Consider the following 18,867-nt stretch of genomic DNA (forward strand, 5'->3'; position numbering starts at 1 on the left):
TGTTTTATTTGAAAACTTCGTACATATATTGATTCATAGGAGTATCTTCTTGGTTACCCCATTGTTTCATAGAAGCATCGTAAAGTCTTACTTGTTTATATCCTAGTACACCTGAGAGTACAAAGTAGTTATATGAAGTCTCTAACCCACCCGTACAGTATACTAAAACCTCTTTGTTTTTATCGAGTTTGTAACCCTCTTTAAAGAGTGTATCAAGCGCTTTTTTCGATTTGAGTGTGTAGTCTTTATTTACAGAATAGTTCCATGAATAACTCATCGCCCCTTGAATATGCCCGTTACGTTTTACAGTAGCCGTCGGTGTAATTCCAAGATACTTGTCACTCGGTCTTGCGTCGATCATAGGGATTTTTCCTAGATGTTGTTTTACGTATGTAATATCTGCAATTTTAGCAGGATTGATAGTAGCTTGAAAATCACTTTTTTGAACTTTTTTCACTTTGTCTGTCAGCTCGTAACCTTGTGCACTCCAGTTGTTCTCACCACCGTCAAGTAAAGAGACGTTTGTAATCCCTACATAGTTCATAGCCCAGTAGATATAAGTAGCTTTTAGGTAGTCTTTAGGAGTTTTTACAGATGCGTAAAGGACAACGTGTGTATCTTTAGTAATCCCTAGATTTTGGATCTCTTGTTGGATCTCTTCGATCGAGCGAATTGTAAGAAATGTTCCGTTGTTGATTCTCCACTTATTTATAGATGTTGGCACAGCACCGCTAATATGTTGTTCTGAAAAACTGGCCTGATCGGAGACCTCTACAATACGTAAATCTTTCTTGTTAAGATTGTTATGTAACCACTCGGGAGATACGAGTGCTTCAGAGGCAAAGAGAGATAAACTACATAAAAGAGTAAGAAGTAGTTGCTTCATTATAATATCCTTATTTAAAATTGTTTCATAGATTGTACCAACTGGATTAAGATCTATTATTGAGAAAAAAAACTAGCTATTTAATTTTATACATTATTTATTTAGGGATAATAATTTTCTTTTGAATCTACATAGTTGCAAAAGTTAATAGACTTTTCATCGATAATTCAATACAATTTCATTAATAAAATAGAGGGTAAAATGGAAAAAAGACACATAACAAGTTTAATTTCACAAAATTTCGGCAAATTCGCCGGCAAAGAGTTTCCACACTGGTTTCAAAAAATAGTTAATAATTCATACGTAAAACTGATGGGACTTGATATGGGTGAGTTTCATGCACCCGAAACATACAAAAGTTTAAATGCACTTTTTACAAGAACACTAAGAGAAGATAGAGCATATTCTCGTGACGGAGATGATTTTATATCACCTTGTGATTCTTTTATCTCTGAATGCGGAAAAATCGAAAACGATTATGCACTTCAGATTAAAGGGATGCGCTATAAAGCGAGTGAACTGATAGGTTCTGAGTTTAGTGATGAAGAAAAAGCGATAGTAGAGGGTGGAGATTTTATAAACTTCTATCTTTCTCCAAAAGATTACCATCGTTACCATATTCCGACAAATTTAAAAGTTTTAAAAGCTGTACATATCCCTGGAAAATTTTATCCTGTAAATATGCCTTCGTTGAAAAAACGTCTTAATCTTTTTATAGAGAACGAAAGGGTAGTGCTTTTATGTGAAACCACAAACGGTAAAAAGTTTTATATGGTACTTGTAAGTGCTTTAAATGTCGGTGTTATGAAAGTAAATTTTGAACCGGCTATACAAACAAATGCTACAAAAGATTTAAAACCGAGAGTGTATGAGTTCCATGAACTTTATTTAGATAAAGCTAGTGACTTCGGATGTTTTGAGATGGGTTCTACGATCGTGATACTTTCTGAAAAAGATCTATTTAAAGAGGTAGATGTAAAAGCAGGTGAACACGTAAAATACGGACAGACTATAGCTAAACTGTAGTAGCTCTTTTTACAATATTACTTTAAAAAGTAATAGACTAAAAGACATTACGCCCATTCCAAGGGCGATCCCTATAATGGTCGTATGTGCATTTCCATACAACCTTGCTGCGGGTAAGAGCTCATCAAATGAGATATAAATCATTATACCCGCAACTACTCCAAATGTAACTCCAAGTGTGATATCACCCATAAGTGGAAGAAGCAGAAAAAAACCAATGAGTGCTCCTACAGGTTCGGCAATGCCGCTTCCAATTGCATAGTAAAAAGCCTTTTTCTTATCCCCTGTTGCATGATAAATTGGTAACGATACAGCCATTCCTTCTGGAATATTATGAATAGCGATAGCAAGTGCGATCGGTATGCCCAGCATCAAGCCATCTAAAGCAGAGATAAAAGTTGCAAAACCTTCAGGAAAATTATGAACGCCAATTGCAATAGCTGTAAAAATACCTGTACGTTTTAATGAGTGTTTTTGAAGGCTATTGTCATATTGTTGCAGTTCTTTTAGTTGTGTATCGCTTTTTAGTTCATGAGGATTGACATCACCGGGAACTAAATAATCAATTAAAGCAGAAAGAGCAAAGCCGCCAAAAAAAGCAAGAAGAGTGAATGCTTCACCCTGAATCTCTCCGTATATTGTCGAAAAGTTATTTTGTGCTTTTATAAGTATCTCGCCAAAAGAGACGTATATCATAACACCTGCTGAAAAACCCATCCCGACAGAGAGAAACTTATGATTATTTGTATGCGAAAAAAAAGCTAAGCTTGCGCCGATACCTGTAGATAAACCAGCTAATAGAGTTAGAAGAAATGCTGAGTAAAACGCTGTAGTATCGGTAATTTCCATGTTTCAATCATACATCGCACCTTCTTATAGAAAAGTTAAAATAATTTATTCATTATAAAATATTATGAAATGTAGTATAATGATTGGATGAAACGTTGCAAAACAACTGATACATATCAGCATCATACTCTTGAGGAATCAGAGAGAACATTAAATGCTATTCTTGATATTGTTGTTGAAGGCACATGGGATTGGAATGCAAAAACCGGTCATGTGACTCGAAGCCCAAACTGGTACAGAATGCTTGGGTATGATGTCGGTATATTTAGCGAAGATGTTTTTACATGGGAAAACATTATCCACCCTGATGATTATCCAAAAGTAATGGAACATTTTGAATCATATATCAATGGTAAAATTGATAAGTATGAGGTGGAATATAGATGTAAAAAAGCTGACGGTAGTTATATCTGGATTGTAGACACCGGACAGATCATCGAATGGGATGATGATGGAAATGTGCTACGGATGATAGGCGCTCATGAAAATGTTCATGAACGTATAATGTTCGAAGCTGAACTCATAAGAAATTACAAGCTCCTGCAAGAGGGCAATGCAACACTACAGAAACTCCTCGAAGAAAAAAACAAAGAACTCCAAAAAACCAATCAAGAACTAGAAAAAAAAGTTGAAGAGATCGATTCTATTTCAAAAACAGATACTTTAACAAAAGTAGCCAATAGAAGAAGTTTTGAAGAGGAGATCATAAAAGAAGTAGAACGTGCTAAAAGATATAAGCACCCTTTGTCTTTTGCCATGTTTGATATTGACTTCTTTAAAGAGGTAAATGATGAATACGGACATGGTGTAGGAGATGCTGTCTTAATAGAACTGAGTAGTTTAGTAAAACAAAACTTGAGGATTCATGATTCTATTGCAAGATGGGGTGGTGAGGAGTTTATCTTACTTTTACCAAACACAAATCTTCTCGGTGCTATCCATTTTATTGAAAAGATAAGAGAGCTTATCGCTACGACCAATTTTCATAAAAATATATCTATAACTTGTAGTTTCGGTCTTGCAGAGTTTAGTGAAGAAGAATCGGTGGAGGAGTTTTTTAAAAGAGCAGATGATGCTCTTTATACGGCAAAAAACTCCGGTAGAAATCAATTGGTTTTTTAAACGTTAAATCTAAAGTGCATTACATCGCCGTCTTGAACGATGTACTCTTTTCCTTCTAGTCTCATTTTCCCTGCTTCTTTAGCACCTGCTTCACCGCCGCAAGCGATAAAGTCTTCATAGCTGATAACTTCGGCACGGATAAAACCTTTTTCGAAGTCGTTGTGGATTGCTGCAGCTGCACGTGGAGCTGTTGAGTTTTGGCGGATTGTCCAGCTACGAACCTCTTTAACACCTGCAGTGAAGTAGCTCATAAGTCCAAGTTTCTCAAAACCTTTGTGGATGATCTGCTCTAGACCAGATTCAGTTACACCGAGTTCATCTAAGAACTCTTTTGCTTCCTCTTCTTCAAGACCGATTAGTTCCTCTTCAACTTTTGCACAAAGCTTGATAAGTTCACAGTTGTTTTTTGCAGCGTGTTCTTTAAGTGCGATTACATACTCATTATCTTCTAAAAGACCGTCTTCATCTGTGTTTGCACCGTACATAATCTCTTTGTCAGTTAAGAAACGAAGTTCACGAGCAAGTTGTTTGTACTCATCTGTATCTGCTTTTTCAAAGTTACGAGCTAAATTCCCTTCACCAAGGTATTCTAAAAGTTCACTAGCAACATCAACAAGTCCTTGAGCAGATTTGTCTGCTTTTGCTTGTTTTTTAAGTCTGTCGATTCTGTTTGAAAGTACTTCAATGTCAGCTAAAATAAGCTCACCTTCAATGATCTCAACGTCACGAAGCGGATCGATGCTTCCTTCATTATGAACAATGTTTTCATCTTCAAAACATCTCACAATTTGTAAGATAACTTCTGTTTCACGGATGTTTGATAGGAACTTATTTCCTAGACCTTCACCCTTACTCGCACCTTTTACAAGACCTGCAATATCTACGAAGTCTAATGTCGAGTACTGAATTCTCTCAGGATTAACAATCTTTGCAAGTTCCCCTAAACGTTTGTCAGGTACCGGCACAACTGCTTTATTTGGTTCTATAGTACAAAACGGATAATTTGCCGCTTCTGCGTTTTGTGCTTTTGTTAAAGCGTTGAATGTTGTTGATTTACCTACGTTTGGAAGTCCTACTAAGCCTATTGCTAATCCCATATCTTACCTTTAAAAAACTTTTTGTGGAATTATATCTAAGAAAAGCTAAAATTATACATGCTAGAATTGCATCAAAAATTAGATAAGGTATATTTTGAAATTTAGTGAGAAGAAACTTATAATATTTGATTTTGACGGAACACTCATTGACAGTGTGCCTGATCTGGCAGCTTCAGTAAATTTTATGTTGAGAAAATTAAATAAAAAACTATATAGTATAGATGAGATAAGGGAGTGGGTCGGCAACGGTGCACAAACACTTGTAAAGCGTGCTTTGACTGGGAAAAAAGATTTCCAAGAAGAGGAAGTCAATAAAAATCTTTATAAGCAGGGTCTGCCTATTTTTCTTGAAAGCTATGAAGAGAAACTTTGTGAACATACTTATCTCTATGAAGGTGTAAAAGAGACGTTAGAAGATCTCAAACAAAGAGGGTATAAAATGGCGATAGTGACAAATAAGCCTTATAAGTTTATATTGCCCATCTTAGAAGCACTGGAGATTGAAGGGTATTTTGAGTTATTACTCGGAGCTGATTCACTGGCTAGTAAAAAACCCTCAGCGGAACCGTTATTGCATGCAATGAATCACTTTGAATGTAATGAGAAAGAGTGTGTAATGGTAGGGGATTCTAAAAACGATATTATCGCTGCAAACAATGCAAATATGCATAGTATCGCTGTTAGTTACGGATATAACTACGGTGAGGATATCTCAGTACATCAGCCGAGTATTATTATCGAAAATTTTGCAGATATTATAAAACACCTGGAAGTGTAATGGATACAACTAAGAAGATAGCGATCGTAGGTGGTGGAATAGCAGGAGCTTCCGTTGCACTTTATTTGGCAAAAACAGGTCTTAGCATTACACTTTTTGATAAGGAGAAGTCTCTTGTAAGCGGTCCGCCTATGTGTCACTTGCATGCAGGGGGGAACCTTTACAGAGAGATAGATGACAATCAGTGTAAAATGCTTTTACAGCAATCGATTGAGTTGTTGCGGTTTTATCCTTATGCGATCGACTTTCGCCCGACGGTAATAGCAACTCCTACCACTGATGAGTCTGAGCCTAGTGATCTTTTCCCACGATTAAAGATGTTACAAGCTGAGTACCGGCATCTAATAGAGCTTGACCCCAATAATGAAGTACTGGGTAAAAGCGAAGAGTATTTTAAATGTTTTTCAAAAGAGGAGATGCTCTTACTTAAAGAAAAAGAGAGTGTACAACATCCTCAAACCTTAGATGAATGGATGATCCCCGTTGCAAAAAACATAGAGCTTGAAAAAATAAAGTATCCGCTTATCATGGTTCAAGAGTATGGACTCAATGTTTTTCGTATCTCGGCAAGTGTAACGCTCGGTTTAGAAAAACAAGAAAACGTAGGGTTGAAAACTGAGACTGAAGTTCTTGATATTAAGAAATATGAAACTTCATTTAAAATCACTTACAAGCACGATGATGAAGTAGTTACAGAGGATTTTGACTACCTCATCAATGCTGCAGGTTTTAGAAGCGGTGAGATCGATGATATGCTTGGAATCAAGCGCGATCGTTTAGTAGAATTTAAAGCGGCATATGTAACAAAGTGTAATAAGTACGATACTCTGTGGCCTGAGGTTATCTTTCACGGCAAGCGTGGAACACCTCAAGGGATGGCTCAGTTTACTCCTTATCCTGACGGTTATTTTCAACTCCATGGAATGACAAAAGATATTACCCTTTTTGATAATGGACTTGTTCGTAGTAATGCATTAAGTGCCCAGCCGAAACTCGATGATATGTTTATAAAAAAGATCGATCAAGGGTGGTGTTTTACGGTAACACAGAGCCGTACGCAAGCAGCTATTGAACACCTTGCTCAGTATATACCGGCATTTAAAGATGCAAAGGTTGCTTCAAAACCTCTTTACGGTGCGCAGCAGATACCCGGAGATGATGCAGACCTTAGAGCTTCTGAAGTTTCATTTGAAGGGGAGAGATATGCAAGATGCGAGATCGTAAAAGCGTCCTCTATCCTTACTATGGCTGATGCGATTGTAAAAAAACTGATAGGACTTGGTTTTGTCGATAGGGAGTTTTACGGGCAAAGAGACTTTACGACAGCCCAAACTCTTAAAAAAGAGGACGTAGATCGTTATGCCGAACTGACTTGTAAAGAGAGGGAGTATCCAAGCTCACTTGCATATGTAAGCAACTCTTATTAAATTCGTAGTATAATAGGTTACTATTTCCGTGTATAGGAGTGACTTGTTATGCAGTATATTAAGTATTTTGACCAGATAGGGATAGACGATGTAGAGAGTGTAGGCGGGAAGAATGCCTCACTAGGAGAGATGTATCAAAACCTCTCAAACAGCGGAGTGAAAATTCCGTACGGTTTTGCTATTACAGTTGATGCCTATAACTATTTTTTAGATGCAAACGGCTTGCTGGATAAGCTTCATGAACAGTTAGATACCCTAGAGCCCGATAATGTGGCCCAACTGCAAGAGAGAGCAAAAATATGTCGGGAGCTTATTTTAAATGCCTCTATTCCCGATGAGCTTCAAGCTGAGATACTTCAAGGGTATAAAACACTTCAACAAAGATATGACACCTCTATCACTTTAGCTGTACGATCATCCGCTACGGCCGAAGACTCACCTGAAGCCTCTTTTGCAGGACAGAACGAAACCTTTTTAAATATCTCCAATAACGAAGAACTCCTAAATGCATACAAACAGTGTATAGCATCAAACTTTACAGACAGATCGATCCACTATAAGTACGATAACGGTTTTGAGTACTTAAAGGTATACCTGAGTGTAACGGTTATGAAAATGGTTCGCAGCGATTTGAGCGCCAGCGGTGTAATGTTTAGTATAGATACAGAGAGCGGTTTTGAAGACGTAGTTCTTATAAACGGTGCATACGGACTAGGTGAGAATGTAGTGCAGGGGAGTGTCGATCCGGATAACTTCTATGTGCATAAACCTACATATTTAAAAGGTTTTCGGGCTGTATTACAAAGAACACTCGGAAGCAAGAAGATTAAGATGAATCGACACTCAGAGAATGTTGATGTCCCAGAGGAGGATCGTAAACGCTATTGTGTAAGTGATGAAGATATATTACAGCTGACTGATTATGCTATTAAGATCGAGGAACATTACTCTGCTAAAGCGGGATATAAAAAGCCTATGGATATAGAGTGGGCAAAAGATGGTGACGACGGTGAGATCTATATAGTGCAGGCCCGCCCTGAAACGGTAGAATCACATCACAATAAACTTACATACGAGAGTTATAAACTAAAAGAGAGCGGGGAGTTACTGGTAAGCGGTAGTGCAGTTGGAAGAAAGATAGCCTCGGGAAAAGTAAGACGTGTAAAAGAGCTCTCTGAGCTGACAACATTTGAAGCTGGAGATGTACTTGTAGCTGAAACCACTACACCTGACTGGGAACCTGTTATGAAGATAGCTGCTGCCATTGTAACAAACAGAGGGGGGCGAACATGTCATGCTGCTATTATCTCACGTGAGCTTGGTATTCCTGCTGTTGTAGGGTGTGACAATGCTACCGAGGTACTTCAAGATGGAGATTTGGTGACGGTAAGCTGTGCAGAGGGTGAAGTTGGCTTTGTCTATAAAGGGCTACTTGATTTTGAGGTTGAAGAGAGTGACCTTAGTGACGTTAAAGAGACAAAAACAAAAATTATGATGAATCTGGGTAACCCCGATCTCGCATTTTCACTCTCTGCCTTACCGGTAGACGGGATAGGACTTGCCAGAATGGAGTTTATTATTAACCAGGCTATCAAGGTACACCCTATGGCACTTATCCATCCTGAAAGATTGGATCAAGCTACAACAGAAGCGGTCAATAAACTCAAAGGTGATGAAAATGGAGAAGAGTTTTTTATCCGTCATTTGAGTGAGGGTGTTGCTACCATCGCATCAAGTGTATATCCAAAGCCTTGTGTAGTACGTATGAGTGATTTTAAAACAAATGAATATGCAGATCTTCTAGGGGGAGCGTTCTTTGAACCTGTAGATGCAAACCCTATGATAGGTTTCCGTGGTGCGGCACGATATTCGCATCCTGCATATGAAGAGGGTTTTGCCCTGGAGTGTAAAGCGATGAAGCGCGTACGTGATGAGATGGGCTTTACAAACGTCATACTTATGATCCCTTTTTGTAGACGAGTAGAAGAGGGTGAAAGAGTTATAGCTACCATGGAGAAGTACGGACTTAAACGTGGAGAGAACGGACTTGAGATCTATGTGATGTGTGAGATCCCTAATAATGTGATAAGTATAGACGGTTTTAGTAAAAGTTTTGACGGTTTTAGCATAGGGAGTAATGATTTAACGCAACTTACCCTAGGGGTCGATCGTGATTCCGAGATTGTCGCTTTTGATTATGATGAGAGAGACGAGGGTGTGCTGAAGATGATCGAGATGGCCGTAGAGGGTGCGAAGAGAAATAATCGCCATAGCGGTATATGTGGTCAGGCCCCTTCGGATTATCCTGAGATGGCAGAATTTTTGGTACGTCTTGGAATAGATTCTATCAGTTTAAACCCCGACAGCGTGATAAAAACTCGTCAAAATGTTGCAGAGTTGGAGGAGAAACTCAGAAAGTAAAATAGCTTTTTTTAACAAACGATAAATAAAGTAGCTGATGAGGTAATGGATATATAAAAACAGAGCTCTAATTGTCTATATTTAGAGCTTTTGTAATACTATTCATAAGTGTTTATTAAACAGATTTTGATATAATCCGTTTTATGAATAAGTTTATATTATATACATTATTATTTTCAGAATTTCTTTTTTCAGCAGAACTTATTACTCCTATACCCACAAATGTAGATGTAGATCAAGCAAAAGCGACATTAGGTAAAGAGTTGTTTTATGAAACAAAACTTTCTAAAAACAATACGGTCAGTTGTGCTAATTGTCATCAATTATATAGCGGTGGAGATGATGATTTAGTTGTTTCTCAAGGAATAAACGGTGCAAAAGGTTCTATAAATGCACCTACGGTTTATAATGCCGTTTTTAATTTTCGTCAGTTTTGGGATGGCAGGGCAAAAACATTAAAAGACCAAGCTTTGGGCCCTATTGAAAATCCTATAGAGATGGGGCATGATTTTGAAGCATTAATCCCGGAACTTAATCAAAGTGATTATAAAACAAAGTTTGATGCACTTTATGAAGATGGGATTACAAGAGATAATATTGCCGATGCAATAGCCGAATTTGAAAAAACATTGATCACTCCAAATGCTCCGTTTGACCTCTATCTCAAGGGGGACGTCACTGCATTAAACCAAGAGGAAAAAGAGGGATATAAACTCTTTAAAGCAAAAGGGTGTATTGCATGTCACCACGGGATCAATATCGGTGGAAATTCCTATAATAAATTTGGTATTTTTAGTGATAGTAACAGTTCTGATTTAGGGCGTTATAATGTGACACACAGAGAGCGTGACAAATTTTACTTTAAAGTGCCTTCTTTAAGAAACATCGAAAAAACGGCACCGTACTTTCATGACGGTCGTACAGATGATTTGGATGAGGCAGTTCTTTTAATGGCAAAGTATCAGCTTGGTCGTAAAATCACCAAAGATGAGTTAAAGAAAATTGTTGCTTTTTTAAAGTCTCTTAACGGTGAACTACCGCAAGATATCGAGCCATAGATGAAAAAAATAAAAAATATAGATTCTGTAAGTGCATTGTTAATGCTTTTTATCTTTTTACTCTCATTTCTATTTTATTATCTCTATATGATAGAACAAAATGTAGAAAACTATAACAAGAATCACAATAAACTGATAGATATGCAACTGTTAAACAAAGGGTTTGATGATTTTTCATTAAGCTCAAGTGAATTGAGTAACTATAATCTAGTGAATGATGAAATTGAGAATTTCACCAGGCTGTTTATAGAGTTGAAAAACAACATAGATCTAAATTATCCAGAAGATAAAGTTTTAGCTCAAAAAATAGCAGTGATTCAAACGCAGTTTGAAAAAAAAGCAGAAGATATTGAGTACTTTAAATCACTCAACTCAGCTTTAATAAGCGGTTCACATTTTCTTTTCGACCTTCAAAGAAGTATCTCTGAGTCAAAAGAGATCTCAGGTGATACGAAAAGTTTAGTTAATGAAGCACTCTTTTATCTATTTCAATTTACCAAGAGTGACTATATAGACAAGTCCTATGTTTCAAACAAGCTTTCAAAGGTGCAACAACAACTTGATAAGAAAAAGATAGTTTTAGTAGCGAATTTTTATAATCAATCCACAGTATTACTTGATACGCTTACTTCATATAGAAATATCTCTAGTGATATCCGAGCTAATGAACTCGGTTCACTTTTAGATGAACTAGAGAACAACCTTGATGAGAAGTACGAATATTATCTAGTTGAACAACAAGTGATCGTGTCTTTCTTTTTTATTTTTACAATTGTTATTTTAGTATCACTCATCTTTTTCTACATACGTTCATTAAAAACAAAAAAAGAGCTGTTGGCATTTAATTATGCGGTACAACACAGTGATAATGCAATAGTGATGACAGACCCGGATAAAAATATAATTTTTGTAAACGAAGTTTTTGAAAAAACTACCGGTTATAGCAGTGAAGAGGTGATGGGAGAAAATCCTCGTATATTAAAATCGAATCAACAAGATGAACAAACCTATGTTGATATGAAAGAAAGATTGGCAAGCGGAAAAAGTTGGGAGGGTGAGCTTATAAACAAAAGAAAAGATGGAACTCTATTGTATGAAAGAGCTTCTATTATCCCTATTTTCTCAAATGAGAAGTTGATTAACTACCTTGCAATAAAACTGGACATCACTGAATATATAGAACAAAACATGAGACTGCAGCAAGCTGCAAGTGTTTTTGAAAATACCGAAGAAGTTATCATCATTGCAGATAAAAATGCTGAAGTGGTAACTGTAAATAAAGCCTTTACAGATATCTACGGATATACTATAGATGAGATAAAAGGTACTAATCTTAGTGTGCTGCATTCAGGTGCTCAAGACAAAAACTTTTATCTGCATATGTGGGACAAAATTCTTCATTATGATTTCTACCGTGGAAAAATCATCAATAAGACAAAAAGCGGAGAAGAGATACCTGTATGGGTTACTATAAAAGCTATTAGAGATAAATCGGGGCAAATTATTAATTATACTGCTGTACAAACAGATTTAAGAGCTATAGAAAACTCTGAAGCAAAAGCAGAGTACTTGGCTTATCACGATCCGTTAACAGGTTTGTACAACAGAGTTAGTTTTGAAGAGTATTTAACGCAAACATTAACCGTAGTAAAAAGACAAGAGAAAAAGTTAGCAATACTCTTTATAGACCTTGATAGGTTTAAGATCATTAACGATACTTTAGGGCATGATATCGGAGATGAAGTACTTATAAGTGTTACAAAAAGATTGAAACATATCCTCAGAGAAAGTGATTACATATCAAGATGGGGCGGCGATGAGTTTGTCGTTATTCTTCAAGATGTAATGTCCGATACACTTGTTGCAACTGTTGCTAGAAAAATCATTGACAGCATTAAAGAACCGATCCATATCGGGTATCATAACTTTAATATCACTGCAAGTATAGGTATCTCTTTATATCCTAATAACGCTGATGATGCTAAAACCTTAATAAAATATGCAGACAGTGCTATGTACCTTGCAAAAGAGAACGGCAAAAACAGTTTCCGTTTCTATACTACAGAGCTCTCTTTGGAAACGGAAGAGAGACTTAACATCGATATTGCATTACATAGTGCTTTAGAAAAAAATGAGATTTATGTAGTGTTTCAACCACAGTACAATTTAGCGACGAAACAAATTGTATCTGTAGAAGCATTAGTACGATGGGAAAACGAGACATTAGGTTTTGTACCACCGGATAAGTTTATACCGATTGCGGAAGATAACGGCTTTATCGTTGAACTGGGCTACTTTATTTTTGAAGAATCGTGTAAAGCACTCAAGAAGATGAAAACTGCCGGTTTAGAATTGCAAAGAATTGCTATCAATGTTTCTAGTATTCAGTTTAAAGAGCCTAATCTTATTGAAGCACTACTTTCAATTGTCAATAGACATGAACTGGATCCTTCAGAGATTGAGATAGAGATCACCGAACGCTTTTTAATGGAAAATACAACCAAAAATATAAGAACATTACAAAGTTTCAGGGATTACGGTTTTAAGATATCTATTGATGATTTCGGTACCGGGTATTCCTCTATGTCTTATCTTAAGCAACTTCCGATCGATACGATCAAGATAGATAAGTCTTTTGTTGACGATATAGGTGAAAACAGTTCAGATAATGCAATTATAGAAGCGATCATCGCACTTTCAAAAACATTAAACTACTCTATCGTAGCTGAGGGGATAGAAACAGGAGCTCAAGAGCAATTTTTAGCAGATATAAACTGTGATATCGGTCAAGGATATCTTTTCTCACGTCCTATTTTGTTAGAGGAAGTTATAGCACGCTTTGAGTAAACTAGAAGTTTAAGCTCATCTTTGTTTTCATTTGTTAGAATTTCGCCTAAAAACAAAATGGACAATATATGAAAAAAATTTTATCTCGGATGGTTATTGGTGCAGCGACACTTTTTACAACTTCAAACCTTTTGGCAATTGAAGAAATTACGATAGATACCTGGTCGGAGTACTCAAACGGTTCAGAGTTCGATGTTGTGATGCAAGGCCTTATTATGGAACTTGAATGGACTAAGAAGTTTTCTTTAGTAGCGGCAAGTGCAGCAGGGATGCAAATTGAAGAGAGTAGTGGCGAAAAAAAATCAACTGCAAAAGATTTAGCAATTTATCCAAAATATGATTTTTTTGATCCAAAGCAAAATGGAATGCCCGGCTTTTCATTGATGGCCGGAGGTGTTTTTCCAACAGGGCATAATTTTTTAAGTTCTCCAAATAGAGCCTATCTGGCTATTGCAATGTTCCCTATGAAACTTTTTAACGACAGAGTTGCTTTAGAAGCACAACTAGGACATCGTTATATTGATGTAAAAGATGAAAAAGATATTAATCGTTTACATTGGGGCATATTTGTAGAAGCTAATATGGTTGATGATTATAATATATTTACTAACTTTTATTCAGGGACACAGTTTGATATTGACGTTCCTTCATTGAGTCAGGAATATGGCCTTAGTTACGAGTATAGTGATACTTTCAAGTATAAAATGCTTTTTGGTATTCAACCAGAGCTAGAGGGCAGAGGAGATGCAGACGCAACAGAATATTGGGGCGAGCTTGGAGTTGAAATACATTTTAGTGAATTTGACTAAATAATTATATCTTTTATGTCCAATTTAATTAGAAAAGGTTATAAAAAAATTTAAATAGGGTACAATACATTAGCACTTCATCTAAAGTCATAACTAGGAAATGGAGGATATAAAATGTTAAATTTTACGCAAATGTTTTATACTCAATTAGTAGATATCGCTTATAAACAATTGAAGTTTTCTTCTTTTGCAAGTATCATAAATGCTGCGGTACTTAGTTTTATCCTCTACCCTTATGTCAATGGCGTATATCTTGGGCTTTGGTTTGAGTTTGTTTTTGCTATCTCGCTATATAGATATTTTATGGCAAAGAGTTATCAAAACAATCCACAAAAACATTCAGTACAAAAATGGAAAAAACGTTTTGTAGAGACATTGATTATAGCAACTCTTTTATGGGCTGTTCCTCCGTTCTTGTTTTTCATGGAAGATAATTATATGGTGCAAGCTGCAATCATAATAGTCTATGCAGGACTGAGTGCAGGTGCTATAAGCTCGCTTTCTTCTCTTACTAAAACACTACATATCTTCTTGGTTCTGTTTTTACTCCCTCTTATCATAGTACTCTTTTTACAACAAACACAACTTCATACTGCCATGGCATTTTTAGTAAGTTTGTATCTGGGACTTTTAATAGTAATTGGGAATAAGTTTCATCAAAACTACAAAGAGATCTTTAAAATCAGTATGATGTATGAACATGAAAAAGAAAAATTCAGTGTATCAAAAGAACGTTTTGAAATCATTTTTCAAGGTGCACCGGTCGGATTTGTATTTTACGATAAAAACTTGGTCATTAGAGAAGTTAATCAAAAACTTGTAGATTTTTTAGAAGCACCAAGAGAGTTCTTAATTGGACTTGACCTGCATAGTATTCCCGATCAAAGAATAATTCCGGCACTAAAAAATGCTCTTGCTAATAAAAATGGAACGTATGACGGCAAATATATTACAAAATATAAAAATAAAGATATGTTCATCTCTATGCAAACATCCCCGATCCGCGATAACACAGGAAAAGTTATAGGGGCTATAGGGATTGTAAACGATATAACAGAAAAGATGCAGGATCAAAAAAAGATAGAAAGACAAGCGAAGTATGATATTTTAACCGATATACCAAACCGTCTAACACTAAATGAACAAATAGAACATGAAATTATCCGTTATAAACGACATCGAATTATTTTTGCAGTACTTTTTTTAGATCTTGATCATTTTAAAAATATTAATGATTCTCTCGGACATGCCATAGGTGATAAACTGTTAATCGAAATTGCTCATAGATTAAGAGAAATCATTCGTGATGAAGATATTGTAGCTCGGTTGGGTGGTGATGAATTTGTTATATTGTTGCCTGATTTGTCATTAGAACAAAAAAGTGCTGCAAATAAAGCTGAGCATGTCTCTAAAAAGATATATGAGAGTTTGGCAAAACCTATTATACTTGATGGACACACGCTTAATATCTCTACGAGTATAGGGATCACTTTAGTAAACTCTGAAAATAATAATGCAGATGATATCTTAAAACATGCAGATATAGCGATGTATCAGGCAAAAAAAGATGGAAGGGGCGTGAGCCGTTTTTATCAACAACAGATGGACATCTGGATCAAACGAAGATTGGAACTTGAAAATGGTTTGAGAGATAGTTTATTTAATGGTGAACTGCAAGTTTATTTTCAACCTATAGTAGAGTTTAAAAGTGGAAAAATTATTGGTGCTGAAGCGTTACTGCGATGGAATTCAAATGAGTTTGGTCCTGTTTCTCCCGAAGAGTTTATCCCCGTAGCAGAAGAGAGCGGTTTGATTGTACAAATCGGAGACTTTGTGATGACAAAAGCTTTTGAGCAGTTTGTAAAATGGAAAAAAGAGTCTAAAGGTGCAGAGTCATTACAAAAAATTGCGATCAACATAAGTGTACGTCAGTTTAATAGAATCGATTTTATTGCAAATATTAAGAGATCGATAGAGGCTACTACAATTGCTCCTGAAAATGTGGAGATTGAAATTGTCGAATCAATTATTATAGATGACGTAAAAATAGCAAAAGAGAAGATGCAGGAGCTTCGTTCATTAGGTATAAAACTCTCTATAGATGATTTCGGTACAGGTTACTCTTCATTATCATATTTAAAGCAGTTACCGTTTACAACATTGAAAATTGATAAATCTTTTGTTAAAGATATAAATATAGATGTAGAAGATAATGAGTTAATTGAAACAATCTTAAATATTGCAAAAAGATTTAAACTAGAAGTGGTTGCAGAAGGGGTAGAAACGTATGAGCAGTCTCTCTTCTTATCAGAAAAAGAGTGTGACTTCTTTCAAGGGTATTATTGTTCAAAAGCAGTGAACGGTGAGGAGTTTACAAAACTACTCAATAATAAAGAAGGTTGCTTTACTACAATTAAAAAAGTTTAGTAGTATCTTTTTTTGAAAAATATTTTATATCTCTTTTGATATAGTGACGAAAATTTAAAAATATAAGGAATAGTATGAGCGTACTTTTAGAGTTTGCAATGTTCCCGACAAGCGATAACTGCCGTGAGGGTTCATCTGTTTCAAAACAGGTCGCAAAGATCATAGATGCTATCGACAAGAGCGGAGTGATATATAAACTCACGCCGATGGGAACGATTGTGGAGACACAAACGATGCGTGAAGCGTTAGATGTTATAGAACTTGCATATGAGCAGGTAAAAGATTGTGAGCGTGTATACAGCTCTTTAAAGTTTGATATTCGACACGATAGTGATGACAGACTCAAGACGAAGATCAAATCGGTTGAAACACATTTAGACAGAGAAGTTAAAAAATAATAACTTTTAATATTTAATGCTATATAATTCCATTAATTTTTTATAGGAGAATTATATAGTGTCAAACCTTTTTGCACCCAAGTTCTTTTCACTTTTAAAACAAGGTATCTCTAAAGAGCAGATATTTGCAGATATTATGGCAGGTATCATTGTCGGTATTGTTGCCTTGCCGCTTGCCATAGCTTTTGCAGTAGCTTCTGGTGTTTCACCTGAAAAAGGGATTATAACGGCAGTTGTTGCCGGATTTATCATCTCCTTTTTAGGTGGAAGCAGGGTACAGATCGGCGGTCCTACGGGAGCATTTATCGTTATACTCTATGCAATTGTGCAGGAGTATGGATATGATGGTCTTCTGATCTCAACTATTATGGCGGGGATTATCTTAATTATTTTCGGACTTTTACAGTTTGGAGGACTCTTACGCTACTTTCCGCAACCTTTGATTGTCGGGTTTACAAGTGGTATAGCCGTTGTTATCTTTTCTACACAGATTAAAGATGCTCTGGGGCTAGATATTCAAAATATGCCATCAGATTTTTTCGAAAAATGGACACTCTATTTTGAAAGTCTGGGAACTGTTAATATCTATGCAGTAGCACTCACCCTTGCCACTATACTCATTACTATCTATGCAAAACATATCACTACAAAGATACCGGGTTCTTTCATAGCCATTGTAGTACTTACTTTTGTTGTGGCTTTTTTTGAACTTCCTGTAACTACGATCGAGACTTTTTTCGGTGAGATAAACGGTACGATAGAGTTCTCTTTACCTCATTTTGAATGGAATAATCTAAGTACCTATATAGTCCCTGCATTTATCATTGCTCTTTTAGGCGGTGTAGAGTCTTTACTCTCAGCCGTTGTAGCAGACGGTATGATAGGGAGTAAACACAGATCAAACACGGAACTCATAGCTCAGGGTGCGGCAAATATAGTGACACCGTTTTTCGGCGGGATTGCCGCAACGGGTGCGATCGCAAGAACTGCAACAAACGTAAAAAACGGTGGACGTACACCAATAGCAGGGATGATGCATGCGGTTGTACTCCTGTTTATAATGCTCTTTTTTATAGACTATGCAAAACTTATCCCTATGTCAGTGTTGGCGGGAATACTTATAGTAGTTTCATTTAATATGAGTGAGTATAAGGCCTTTATCTCTATACTTAAAGGTTCGTACTACGACTACATCGTTTTACTCTCTACATTTATTTTAACTGTTGTGGTAGACCTGACTGTCGCTATTGAAGTGGGAATAGTACTCTCTTCACTTCTTTTTATGAAAAGGATGGCAAGAGTTGAGGGGAATTCGTTTGAGAAAAGTGAAGATATAGATGACATAGACAACTATGAAAAGCTTCCTGCATGCGTATCGGTATATGAGATAGGGGGGCCGCTTTTTTTCGCTTCTGCAAAACAGTATGCTCAACAAATTCAAGAAAGCGGAATCGCTTGCAGTGTTTTAATCATCCGTATGCGATATGTTAGTTTTATAGATGCAACGGCACTACATAACTTTAAAGAAGCGATAAGGATGTTGCGGGAAAACGGTACGGTAATCATCACTTCTGGTACAAACGATGAAGTGTTTAAAGACCTCTCAAAACATAATGTCGTAGAGATGATAGGGGAGAATAGCATGCATAAAACATTTCCACGGGCCGTGGAACATGCTAATAATATAATTCAAAAGATGGAACTATAAAAGTTCCATCACGT

The 18,867-nt window shown here is 36.3% G+C and carries 14 protein-coding genes; 11 read left to right on the forward strand and 3 right to left on the reverse strand.

Annotated elements, in window-relative coordinates; all coding sequences use genetic code 11:
- Window positions 1-4: 4 nt before the first annotated feature.
- Entirely contained in the window at window positions 5-886 is an 882-nt protein-coding gene (locus QWY88_RS02165) for a sulfurtransferase (protein ID WP_304543586.1), read from the reverse strand.
- A gap of 201 nt (window positions 887-1,087) precedes the next feature.
- Here QWY88_RS02165 and QWY88_RS02170 point away from each other — a divergent pair, with 201 nt between their 5' ends.
- Complete coding sequence (locus QWY88_RS02170) at window positions 1,088-1,912, forward strand: phosphatidylserine decarboxylase (RefSeq protein WP_304543588.1); 825 nt, start codon at window positions 1,088-1,090, stop codon at window positions 1,910-1,912.
- Between the two features lie 9 nt (window positions 1,913-1,921).
- Here QWY88_RS02170 and zupT read toward each other — a convergent pair whose 3' ends face one another.
- On the reverse strand, window positions 1,922-2,761 hold the full coding sequence (gene zupT, locus QWY88_RS02175) for a zinc transporter ZupT (RefSeq protein ID WP_304543590.1): 840 nt from the start codon (window positions 2,759-2,761) through the stop codon (window positions 1,922-1,924).
- An 87-nt stretch (window positions 2,762-2,848) separates the two neighbouring features.
- Here zupT and QWY88_RS02180 point away from each other — a divergent pair, with 87 nt between their 5' ends.
- Entirely contained in the window at window positions 2,849-3,883 is a 1,035-nt protein-coding gene (locus QWY88_RS02180; RefSeq protein WP_304543592.1) for a sensor domain-containing diguanylate cyclase, read from the forward strand.
- Here QWY88_RS02180 and ychF read toward each other — a convergent pair.
- Window positions 3,880-4,980 carry a redox-regulated ATPase YchF gene (gene ychF / locus QWY88_RS02185; protein WP_304543595.1) on the reverse strand — a complete coding sequence of 367 codons (1,101 nt, stop codon included), beginning with the start codon at window positions 4,978-4,980 and terminating at the stop codon, window positions 3,880-3,882. The two genes, QWY88_RS02180 and ychF, sit on opposite strands and share 4 nt — an antisense overlap.
- A 94-nt stretch (window positions 4,981-5,074) precedes the next feature.
- Between ychF and QWY88_RS02190 the strand changes: the two genes are divergently transcribed.
- The 9 genes from QWY88_RS02190 to QWY88_RS02230 all read left to right on the forward strand — a co-directional run bounded on the left by QWY88_RS02190 (window position 5,075) and on the right by QWY88_RS02230 (window position 18,853).
- Entirely contained in the window at window positions 5,075-5,758 is a 684-nt protein-coding gene (locus tag QWY88_RS02190; RefSeq protein ID WP_304543597.1) for a phosphoglycolate phosphatase, read from the forward strand.
- A complete protein-coding gene (locus QWY88_RS02195; RefSeq protein WP_304543599.1) occupies window positions 5,758-7,185 on the forward strand; it encodes an FAD-dependent oxidoreductase in 1,428 nt (475 codons plus the stop codon). The genes QWY88_RS02190 and QWY88_RS02195 overlap by 1 nt, the downstream gene beginning before the upstream one ends.
- A gap of 48 nt (window positions 7,186-7,233) precedes the next feature.
- Window positions 7,234-9,606 carry a phosphoenolpyruvate synthase gene (ppsA, locus tag QWY88_RS02200; protein WP_304543601.1) on the forward strand — a complete coding sequence of 791 codons (2,373 nt, stop codon included), beginning with the start codon at window positions 7,234-7,236 and terminating at the stop codon, window positions 9,604-9,606.
- Window positions 9,607-9,749: 143 nt separating this feature from the next.
- On the forward strand, window positions 9,750-10,664 hold the full coding sequence (locus QWY88_RS02205; protein ID WP_304543603.1) for a cytochrome-c peroxidase: 915 nt from the start codon (window positions 9,750-9,752) through the stop codon (window positions 10,662-10,664).
- Window positions 10,665-13,511, forward strand: coding sequence for an EAL domain-containing protein (locus QWY88_RS02210; RefSeq protein ID WP_304543605.1), 2,847 nt, complete (start codon window positions 10,665-10,667; stop codon window positions 13,509-13,511).
- A 68-nt stretch (window positions 13,512-13,579) separates the two neighbouring features.
- Window positions 13,580-14,320: a transporter gene (locus tag QWY88_RS02215; RefSeq protein WP_304543607.1), complete on the forward strand. Its 741-nt coding sequence runs from the start codon at window positions 13,580-13,582 to the stop codon at window positions 14,318-14,320.
- Between the two features lie 114 nt (window positions 14,321-14,434).
- The gene (locus QWY88_RS02220; RefSeq protein ID WP_304543609.1) at window positions 14,435-16,747 is read left to right on the forward strand and encodes an EAL domain-containing protein; all 2,313 of its coding nucleotides are present in this window, start codon (window positions 14,435-14,437) and stop codon (window positions 16,745-16,747) included.
- 74 nt (window positions 16,748-16,821) lie between these two features.
- Window positions 16,822-17,145, forward strand: coding sequence for an MTH1187 family thiamine-binding protein (locus tag QWY88_RS02225; RefSeq protein ID WP_304543611.1), 324 nt, complete (start codon window positions 16,822-16,824; stop codon window positions 17,143-17,145).
- 58 nt (window positions 17,146-17,203) lie between these two features.
- A complete protein-coding gene (locus tag QWY88_RS02230; RefSeq protein WP_304543613.1) occupies window positions 17,204-18,853 on the forward strand; it encodes a SulP family inorganic anion transporter in 1,650 nt (549 codons plus the stop codon).
- The last annotated feature ends 14 nt before the right edge of the window (window positions 18,854-18,867 follow it).

Source organism: Sulfurimonas sp. hsl 1-7 (assembly GCF_030577135.1).
Classification (GTDB): Bacteria; Campylobacterota; Campylobacteria; order Campylobacterales; family Sulfurimonadaceae; genus Sulfurimonas; species Sulfurimonas microaerophilus.